At 66.0% G+C, this 8,100-nt stretch carries 5 protein-coding genes and 1 tRNA gene; 2 read left to right on the top strand and 4 right to left on the bottom strand.

Annotated elements, in window-relative coordinates; translation table 11 throughout:
* Positions 1-826: 826 nt before the first annotated feature.
* On the bottom strand, positions 827-1,672 hold the full coding sequence (locus KHO22_RS02305) for a LysR family transcriptional regulator (protein WP_211945453.1): 846 nt from the start codon (positions 1,670-1,672) through the stop codon (positions 827-829).
* Positions 1,673-1,756: 84 nt separating this feature from the next.
* Here KHO22_RS02305 and KHO22_RS02300 point away from each other — a divergent pair, with 84 nt between their 5' ends.
* Positions 1,757-2,374: a cysteine hydrolase family protein gene (locus KHO22_RS02300; RefSeq protein ID WP_211945452.1), complete on the top strand. Its 618-nt coding sequence runs from the start codon at positions 1,757-1,759 to the stop codon at positions 2,372-2,374.
* A gap of 103 nt (positions 2,375-2,477) precedes the next feature.
* On the opposite strand, the gene KHO22_RS02295 is transcribed toward KHO22_RS02300, so the two are convergent.
* The 3 genes from KHO22_RS02295 to KHO22_RS02285 all read right to left on the bottom strand — a co-directional run bounded on the left by KHO22_RS02295 (position 2,478) and on the right by KHO22_RS02285 (position 5,236).
* Positions 2,478-2,554, bottom strand: a tRNA-Val gene (locus KHO22_RS02295).
* 64 nt (positions 2,555-2,618) lie between these two features.
* Positions 2,619-4,166 carry a class I adenylate-forming enzyme family protein gene (locus KHO22_RS02290; protein ID WP_211945451.1) on the bottom strand — a complete coding sequence of 516 codons (1,548 nt, stop codon included), beginning with the start codon at positions 4,164-4,166 and terminating at the stop codon, positions 2,619-2,621.
* A 62-nt stretch (positions 4,167-4,228) separates the two neighbouring features.
* Complete coding sequence (locus KHO22_RS02285) at positions 4,229-5,236, bottom strand: tripartite tricarboxylate transporter substrate binding protein (protein ID WP_211945450.1); 1,008 nt, start codon at positions 5,234-5,236, stop codon at positions 4,229-4,231.
* Positions 5,237-5,779: 543 nt separating this feature from the next.
* Here KHO22_RS02285 and KHO22_RS02280 point away from each other — a divergent pair.
* Positions 5,780-8,095 carry a patatin-like phospholipase family protein gene (locus KHO22_RS02280; protein WP_420839568.1) on the top strand — a complete coding sequence of 772 codons (2,316 nt, stop codon included), beginning with the start codon at positions 5,780-5,782 and terminating at the stop codon, positions 8,093-8,095.
* Positions 8,096-8,100: the final 5 nt, after the last annotated feature.

Here is an 8,100-nt window from a genome sequence, read left to right as displayed (position 1 = left end):
TGCCGTTTCGTGATGGAGGGCCCACCTATCCTGTCACGTTCCCCAGAAGCAACTGAACTACCGGCGCCTTTGATCGGAAGGCCGGGGCGCGTTCATTCCATCTTTTGCCCGAGCGGCAAAAGTAGGCAAAAACGCGTCTTCGTGGTCGATGAACGGCCCGCTGGGGTGAAGACGGTACAGGGCATAGCCAGACTGCCTGCCGCGTAGATGATCAGGATAGAGACGTCGGATGAACGAACCCGGATTACTTGGTGGCCCCTGCTAAGCGCGCCCTCGGTCGGACGCCTGCGGCTGCGCTGCGCGCGGCTCAGCGGAAAACAATCAGGGCAATAAGGGCAGGGGAATTGCTGGGAGAGGACCGGAACGGAAGCACCGGCGCCAGCAACATTGATGCCGCCCGCATCCCGACCAGGACGTGCGCTCAGCGCAGCCGAAGGCGTCCCACCGCTGACGCTGTTGGAACGCTGTACCCGAGTCCTACATGGGGATCGTACAAAAGCCGGTTATCGCAGGCACTGGTTCTGACTCACTAGGCGTAGCAGGGTCGAACGAGCAACCAAGTCTCGCGAGACCAAAGCCGGTCGAACAGTAGAAGCGCCTCGTTGATAGCCAGCCGCTCAGGCGACGCGTTTCTTGGTTACTTCTTGTCGCTTGGACAAGAAGTAACTCGCCGGCTACGCCGGCGAAACGGCAGCGTCTGCCAAGTACGACACACCAATCAAAACCCTGCCGGCTACGCCGGCAAAACAGCGGCGCCTGCCAAGAAACCCCAACCCATCCCCATTCCCGCAATCCGACGAGGAACCGAAAAAACTGGCGGCTGTCGTCAACACCGGGACAGCGTATCGGCCAGCCACTCGATCACCGGCCGGAAGCGCGACGCACCGCGAAACTCGGTCGGGTAGGCCAGCCAGATCTCGCGCATGACCTCGGGCACCTCGCGCAGCAGTCGCAGCCCCGCATCGTCATGCGCCACGTAGTGCGGCAGCAAGGCGGTTCCGAGGCCGGCACGCACGGCTTCGCGCACGGCCAGCAGGTTGTTGGAGTGAAAGGCGATGCGACGCTTCGCGCCATGCGGCCAGGTGGCTTCGGGAATGCCATAGCCTTCGTCGAGCAGCGCGCATAGCGGGGTGCTGTCGTCCATGGGGATCGTGGCCGAGCCATAGAGCCCGAACTGCACCGTGCCGACGCGCTGAGCCACGATATCGTCTTCCTGCGGCCGTGCGAGCCGCACGGCCAGATGGGCATGCCGCCGGGCCAGGCTGGCGCGGCGGTCATCCAGTTCCAGGCGAACCACGATGTCGGGATTGGCTGCATACAGCCCGGGCAGCCGCGGGATCAGGAAGTGGCTGCCCAGCGCCGCGGTCGCGGCCACGCGCACCACGCCGGACGTGCCGCTGCCCGTACCTTCAAGCTGGCGCATCAGGCGGTCGGCCGATTGTTCCATCTGCCGCGCCGCCGTCAGCGCGTTGCGGCCCGCCGAGGTCAGTTCGAAGGCGCCTTCGGCGCGCGTGGCCACGGGCTTGCCCAGCGCGTTTTCCAGCCGCCGGATGCGCCGGATGGCCGTGGCATGGGTGATATCCAGCTCGCGCGCGCAAGCCGAATAACTGCCGGCGCGAATCAGTGTGGACAGAGTCAGCAGGTCGTCCCACGAGACTGTACGTTTTTGCACAGCGGCTGTGTGTGAGTGGGTAATTGGCGCACAGCATAGCGTGCTCTACGATGCCTGCACAACCTGCTCAACCGGAGATCCGCGATGTCTGCTGCTACCCCTGTTAATCCCATTACACTGCTCGACGCCGCCGGCGCCAGCCGCAAGCCGTCTGCCTGGGAGGAGTCGGTACTGGTCCTGGTGGACCACCAGCGCGAATACACCGACGGCGTGCTGCCGCTGGTCGGGATGCCGGAGGCCGTTGCCGCCTGTGCCGACCTGCTGGCGCTGGCGCGACGGCACGGTACGCCGGTCGTCCACGTGATGCACCACGGCAAGGGCAAGGGTGCCTTTGATCCGGAGGGGCCCTATGTGTCGTTCATCGAAGGACTGACGCCGCAGGCGGACGAGCAGACCGTGGTCAAGCACCTGCCGAACAGCTTTGCCGGCACGGACCTGGCCGCGCGGCTTGCGGAACTGGGCCGCAAGGAACTGATCGTGGCCGGCTTCCAGACCCATATGTGCATCAGCGCGACGGTACGTTCGGCACTGGACCACGGCTATCGCGTCACGCTGGTGGCCAATGCCTGCGCCACGCGCGACCTGCCCGACCCGCTCGGCGGCGAGCCCTTGCGCGCGGCGCCATTGCACCGTGCCACGCTGGCGGCATTGCACGACCGCTTTGCGACGGTGGTGCCGGATGCATCGGTCTGGAAGGCCTGATTCGGCAGGGCGCGCTGCGGCAGGGCGCCCCTGGAAGAACCGCGCTGCCAAAACAAAAACGGACGGTGCCGAAGTGGCGACCGTCCGTGTTTGCGTTGTGCGTTGGTAGGCTCGATTGGACTCGAACCAACGACCCCCACCATGTCAAGGTGGTGCTCTAACCAGCTGAGCTACGAGCCTAGCGAAGCCGCAGATTATAGACATGCCTCCACGGCGGTGCAAGTGTTTCGGGAAAGTTTTTTGTTCAGCCGGTGATACGGTCCCGCAGCTCCCGCTTGAGCACCTTGCCGATGGCGCTGCGGGGCAGGCTGTCGACGACATGCAGCGCGCTTAGCCGCTGGGTCTTGCCAAGGCGTTCGTTGGCCCAGTCGAGCACCGCCTGCGCCGTGGCGCCGTGACCGTCGCGCAGGGCGATGAAGCCGACCGGCGTCTCGCCCCAGCGCTCCGACGGCACGCCGACCACCGATACGTCCGACACAGCCTCATGCGTGCGCACCACGGCCTCGATATCGCTCGGGTAGATATTGAAGCCGCCCGAAATGATCACGTCCTTCATGCGATCCACCAGCACGAGGAAGCCGTCTTCATCAAAGCGGCCGATATCGCCCGTGCGGATAAAGCGATTGCCCGCGGCGTCATGCCACTCCACCTCGGCGGACTTGGCCGGGAGGTTGTGGTAGCCGTTCATCATGGCACCCGAGCGACCGACGACTTCGCCGGTGCTGCCGGGCGGCAGTTCCTTGCCGTCTTCGTCGATGATGCGCACATCCGCGCCCGTTGCCGGGCGGCCGACCGTATGCAGCTTGTCGGGGAACTCGTCAGCGGCCAGCAGGCAGCCGCCGCCGCCCTCGGTCATGCCGTACAGCTCCATCAGCTTGCCCGGCCAGCGGCGCAGCACTTCGGCCTTGAGGGCGGGGCTGAACGGTGCGCTCGTGCAGAACTTGCGCCGGAAGCTCGACAGGTCGTACTTGTCGAAATCCGGATGGGCCATCAGGCGCTGGTATTGCACCGGCACCAGCATGGTGTGCGTGACGCGATGGTGCTGGGCCAGCTCCAGGTACTTGCCGGCGTCGAACTTCGGCATCAGCACGGCGGTGCCGCCCAGGCCGATGGTCGGGAAGAAGCTCGCGAGCGTGGTGTTCGAGTAGAGCGGGGTGGAGAGCAGCGTGACGGCATCGGTGCCATACCCGGTCATCGCTCCGCGCGACACGTGCGCCCAGCGCATGCCGTGCGATTGCACGATGCCCTTGGGCATGCCGGTCGTGCCGGACGAGTAGATGATGTTGAGCGGCAGCTCCGGCCGCACCTCCGGTTCCGCGAACGGGGCACCGGCCGGTGCCAGCCACGCGTGGAAGGTCTGGCCCGCGGCGCTGTTGTCCAGCGTCACGATACGCGTGGCGCCAAGCTGCGGCAGCACGGGCTGCAGCGCGGCGGCGACTGCGGCATCGACGAACAGGATGCCGGCCCCCGCATCGGCCACCATGTCGGCCAGGCTTTGCGCGGTGGAAGACGGCGCGAGCGGTGCGACGACCACCCCGGCGCGGATGGCGCCGAGATACACCGCGGCATATTCGACGGACGAGGTCGCGCAGATCGAGATCGCGCCGCCGGGCTGCACGCCGTCGCGCTGGAGCGCGGCGCCGATGCGGTTCATGATGGCATCGAGCTCGCCATAGGACATCGATTGCCCGCCCTGCACCAGGGCGGCATGCGCGGGATGGCTCGCAGCGTGACCGCGCACGAGCGTGGACATGCTGGTGAAGGGGCGTTGCATCGGGGAGGTGTCGGTCATGGCATGCAGGCCGGCGGAGGTTGTCCTGCCGCCGGCGATGAGGGGTTTCAGTTCGGGAGAGCTTATTGCACCTGGGCGCCGGAGTCCTTGACGACCTTGCTCCAGCGCGTGATCTCGGCGTCGATGTGCGTGCGCAGGGCGTCAGGCGTCGAGCCCACCGGTTCATAGCCATTGGCGGCGAGGTTGGCCTTCAGCTCGGGCTCCTTCAATACCGTCGCGATCTCGCGGCTGAGGCGCTCGACCACGGGTGCCGGCGTGCCGGCCGGCGCCAGTACGGCATACCAGCCGGTGATGTTGATGCCCGGCACGCCAACCTCGGCCAGCGTCGGTACCTCGGGCGCGATGGCTGCGCGCTTCGTGCCGGTCACGGCGAGCGCGCGCACCTTGCCGGCGCGCACATGCGGCAGCGTGGTCGAGATGCTGTCGAAGGTAAGCTGGATTTCGCCCGACAGCATCGCCGTCACGACCTGCGCGCTGCCCTTGTACGGCACGTGGGTCATCTTGACGCCTGCCACCGAATCGAACAGCTCGCCCGCGAGGTGGCCGGTGTTGCCATTGCCGGCCGAGCCGAACGTGAGCTTGCCCGGCGACGCCTTGGCTTCGGCAATCAGCTCCGGCACCGTGCCGGCACGCAGCGAGCTGCTGCCGGCCAGGATCATCGGCAGGTTCGCTACCAGCGAGACCGGCGCGAAATCCTTGCGCGTGTCATACGGCAGCCTGGGATACAGGCTCGCATTGATCGCATGCGCGGCCAGCACCATGATCAGCGTGTTGCCGTCGGGCCTGGCGCGCGCCAGCATCTGCGTGGCGATGGTGCCGCCGGCGCCGGGGCGGTAATCCAGCACCACGGGCTGGCCCAGGCGCTCCTGCAGCCGCGCGGCCACCGGGCGCGCCAGCAGGTCGGCGCTGCCGCCGGGCGGATAGGGGATCAGAAGCTGGATCGGACGTGAAGGCCAGGTCTGCGCCCTGGCCAGGCCGGAGTGGCCAAGCGTGGCGGCCGCGGCGAATGCCAGGCCGGTTGCCAGCAGCCAGGCGCGGCGCTGCGTGCCGGCGCGCGAAAGCGTATTCATCACTGTCTCCTTGGGTGTCCTTTTGCCGGCCGGTGCCGGAGTGTCCTCTCGCGTGGCGGCTGGGACACTTATGTCGGAAACCTTAAATCGCGCGCGCGGGCAGGGGAATTCGGAAATGGCTAAGGCTGTGTTCCGCAACGGGTGGCCTCTCTCCATAATCTTTGTGATCGGGGAGATTTTTGGGTTTGTTGCCGCTGAACTGCCAAAATCTTTGCGATCGAGGAGATTTCTTGATTCCGCCACTTGCCGGCATCATCCCATTCCCGTCTGACGTCGCCACGGCGCGCGCTGGTGTCGTGTCGTGAAACATCATGAAGTGATGTCTTGCCGCCACTTCTGCGCCAGCGGTCATATCGGGAGATACCCGCCATCTTCCGTTAAGGCATGCGAACGATAAGCGTCTGATTTTTGCCCTGCCGCCTGTTCAACAGGGGGCAATTGTCTTATCTTTGCAACCTTTAACTCGCGAATGCCGCCGCGGCGGCGCGGGTTGCCTTTGCCGCCCCAGCGTGGCACCGCCATTCCCCCACGTCTGTCCTTGCCATGCACCGTGTTGCCCTGATCCTTGCTCAACGCCAGCGGAAGCTGCTGCGCTGGTGGCTGCTCTGGCTAGGCCTGTCCTGCGCGATGACATCCGCGGCTGCGGATCTGGTTCGGACGCCACCGGCGCCGCCGACGCCGGCCAAGCGGCCGCGCGTCTGCCTAGCGCTTTCCGGCGGCGGGGCACGGGGCTACGCCCATATCGGCGTGCTCAAGGTGCTGGAGCAAATGCGCGTGCCGGTCGACTGCATCGCCGCCACGAGCATGGGCGCGGTCGTGGGCGGGCTCTACGCCAGTGGTTTGTCGGCAAGCGAGCTGGAGGCACGGCTGTCGCACACCGATCTCAGCGATATCGTGTTCGACCGCAACGAACGGGCTCACCTGCCGCAAACGCTGCGTGAGGACGACATCCGCTATCCGGTGGGGATTTCGGCGGGGTTCGGCAACGGCAAGCTGAAGTTGCCAAGCGGGTTGGTGCAGGGTAACCGGCTGCTGGCCTTGCTGCAGAACTGGACTGCACAGCTGCCTGCAGACCTCGATTTCGACCGGCTCCCGATTCCGTTCCGGACGGTGGCTACCGACCTGAGCAACGGCGAGCGCGTCGTGCTCGACCATGGCTCGCTGCCGCTGGCCATTCGCGCGAGCGTGGCGGTCCCTGGCTTATTCGCGCCGGTGAAGGTGGGCAAGCGGACGCTGGTCGACGGCGGGCTGGTGAGCAATCTGCCCATACGGATGGCGCACGATATGGGCGCCGACGTCATCATCGCCGTCAATATCGCGGCGCCGCTGGACGATCCCGCGGCACTGGATTCGCCGGCGGCAGTGACCCAGCAGATGCTCACCATTCTGACGAACCAGAACGTCGCGACAGAGAAGGCCTTGCTGACCGACCGCGATATCCTGCTGGAACCGCAGTTGGGCACGCTGTCCTTCACGGATTTCTCCCGCGCCGGCGAGGGCGTGCAGGGCGGCGCGGCAGCCGCCCAGGGCGCAGGTGCCAGGCTGGCTGCGCTTTCCTTGCCGCCGGATGCCTGGCAAACGTACCTGGCAGGCCGCAAGCCGAGGCAAAGGCTGGCGGATCACCTGCGCATCGACGCGATCGAGATCAACAGCCACGGCCGCATCCCTGCGTCCTACGTGCGTGAGTCGCTGGGCGTGCGCGAGGGCGATACCTACGACGTGGCCGCCCTCAATCGCGACCTGGCGCAGCTTGCCACGACGGGCGATTTCGAGAGCGTGACGCAGCAGATGGTCATCGAAGACGGGCGCAATGTGCTCAAGGTGGATGCGCAGGAGAAGTCGTGGGGGCCGCATTTCCTGCTGTTCGGCTTCGGGGTCTCCACGACGTTCAACGGGCAGGGCGGATTCAGCCTCCAGTTCGGCCATCGTTATCCGTGGATCACGCAAAGCGGTCTGGAGTGGCGTAACGACATCGTGCTCGGCAGCCAGCAGGCGAAGTGGCATACCGAGCTGCGCCAGCCGGTGTTCGGCAGGCAGGGGTTCTACATTGCGCCCTATGCGGAATACGGCCGCAGGCGGGTCGACCTGTTCGCCGATACCGCCTCCAACGGCAGTACCGTCCCGCTCACGGCATTCAATGTGGACACGGCTATGGCCGGGATCGATCTGGGCGTGCCGATCGGCAGGCTGGGGGAGTTCCGCGCGGGGGTGAACTACCAGCAGATCCGCTATTCGGCGGCTTACAACATCGTCTCGCCGCGCACGCGCCTGTTCCCGACCGCCGAGGTCCGCCAGCCCGTCGTGCGGGCGCAGCTGACGATCGACCAGCTCGATGACCCCCTGTTTCCACGCAAGGGCTATTACCTGTTCATGGTCAACCAGTTGTCTTTAGGCAGCGCCGACAACCGGTACAACGATGTCAGCGCCAAGGCCCTCTGGGCCGCGAGCGTCGGCCGCCATACCCTGAATCTCGCGGCCGAAGGGGCGGCGACCTACGGCGATCACCGCAGCGACAACAGCTTCAGCGGTGGCCTCGGTTTCACGCTGGGCGGCTTCCAGCACTTGTCGGCCTACGCGCCGGATCAGTTTTCAGGCAACTATCTGCTGTATGGCCGCGTGACCTACCTGAATGACCTGCGCGAGTTCATCCTGCCCGGGCTGCGCACCACCGTGGTGGGCACCAGCCTGGAGGTGGGCGACGTCTGGCTGCGGCGCAGGAATTTCGGCAGTGGCCCCTACAAATCCAGCGCCAGCCTGTTCATTGGCGGCAACAGCGTGATCGGGCCGCTCTATTTCGGTTTCGCGGCCGCGCCGCAGGGCGTGTGGAACCTGTACCTTCAACTCGGCCGCGTGTTCTAGGCCGC

Origin of the sequence: Cupriavidus yeoncheonensis (genome assembly GCF_905397275.1) — a bacterium.
Lineage (GTDB): Bacteria > Pseudomonadota > Gammaproteobacteria > Burkholderiales > Burkholderiaceae > Cupriavidus > Cupriavidus yeoncheonensis.
Note: the sequence above shows the minus strand (reverse complement) of the source record. Positions and strands in the feature narration are given on the sequence as shown.

Bases quoted from the DNA above. Each gene is read 5' to 3' on its own strand.
- KHO22_RS02300 (WP_211945452.1), top strand. From the start codon at position 1,757: ATGTCTGCTGCTACCCCTGTTAATCCCATTACACTGCTCGACGCCGCC.
- KHO22_RS02290 (WP_211945451.1), bottom strand. From the start codon at position 4,166: ATGACCGACACCTCCCCGATGCAACGCCCCTTCACCAGCATGTCCACG.
- KHO22_RS02285 (WP_211945450.1), bottom strand. From the start codon at position 5,236: ATGAATACGCTTTCGCGCGCCGGCACGCAGCGCCGCGCCTGGCTGCTG.
- KHO22_RS02280 (WP_420839568.1), top strand. From the start codon at position 5,780: ATGCACCGTGTTGCCCTGATCCTTGCTCAACGCCAGCGGAAGCTGCTG.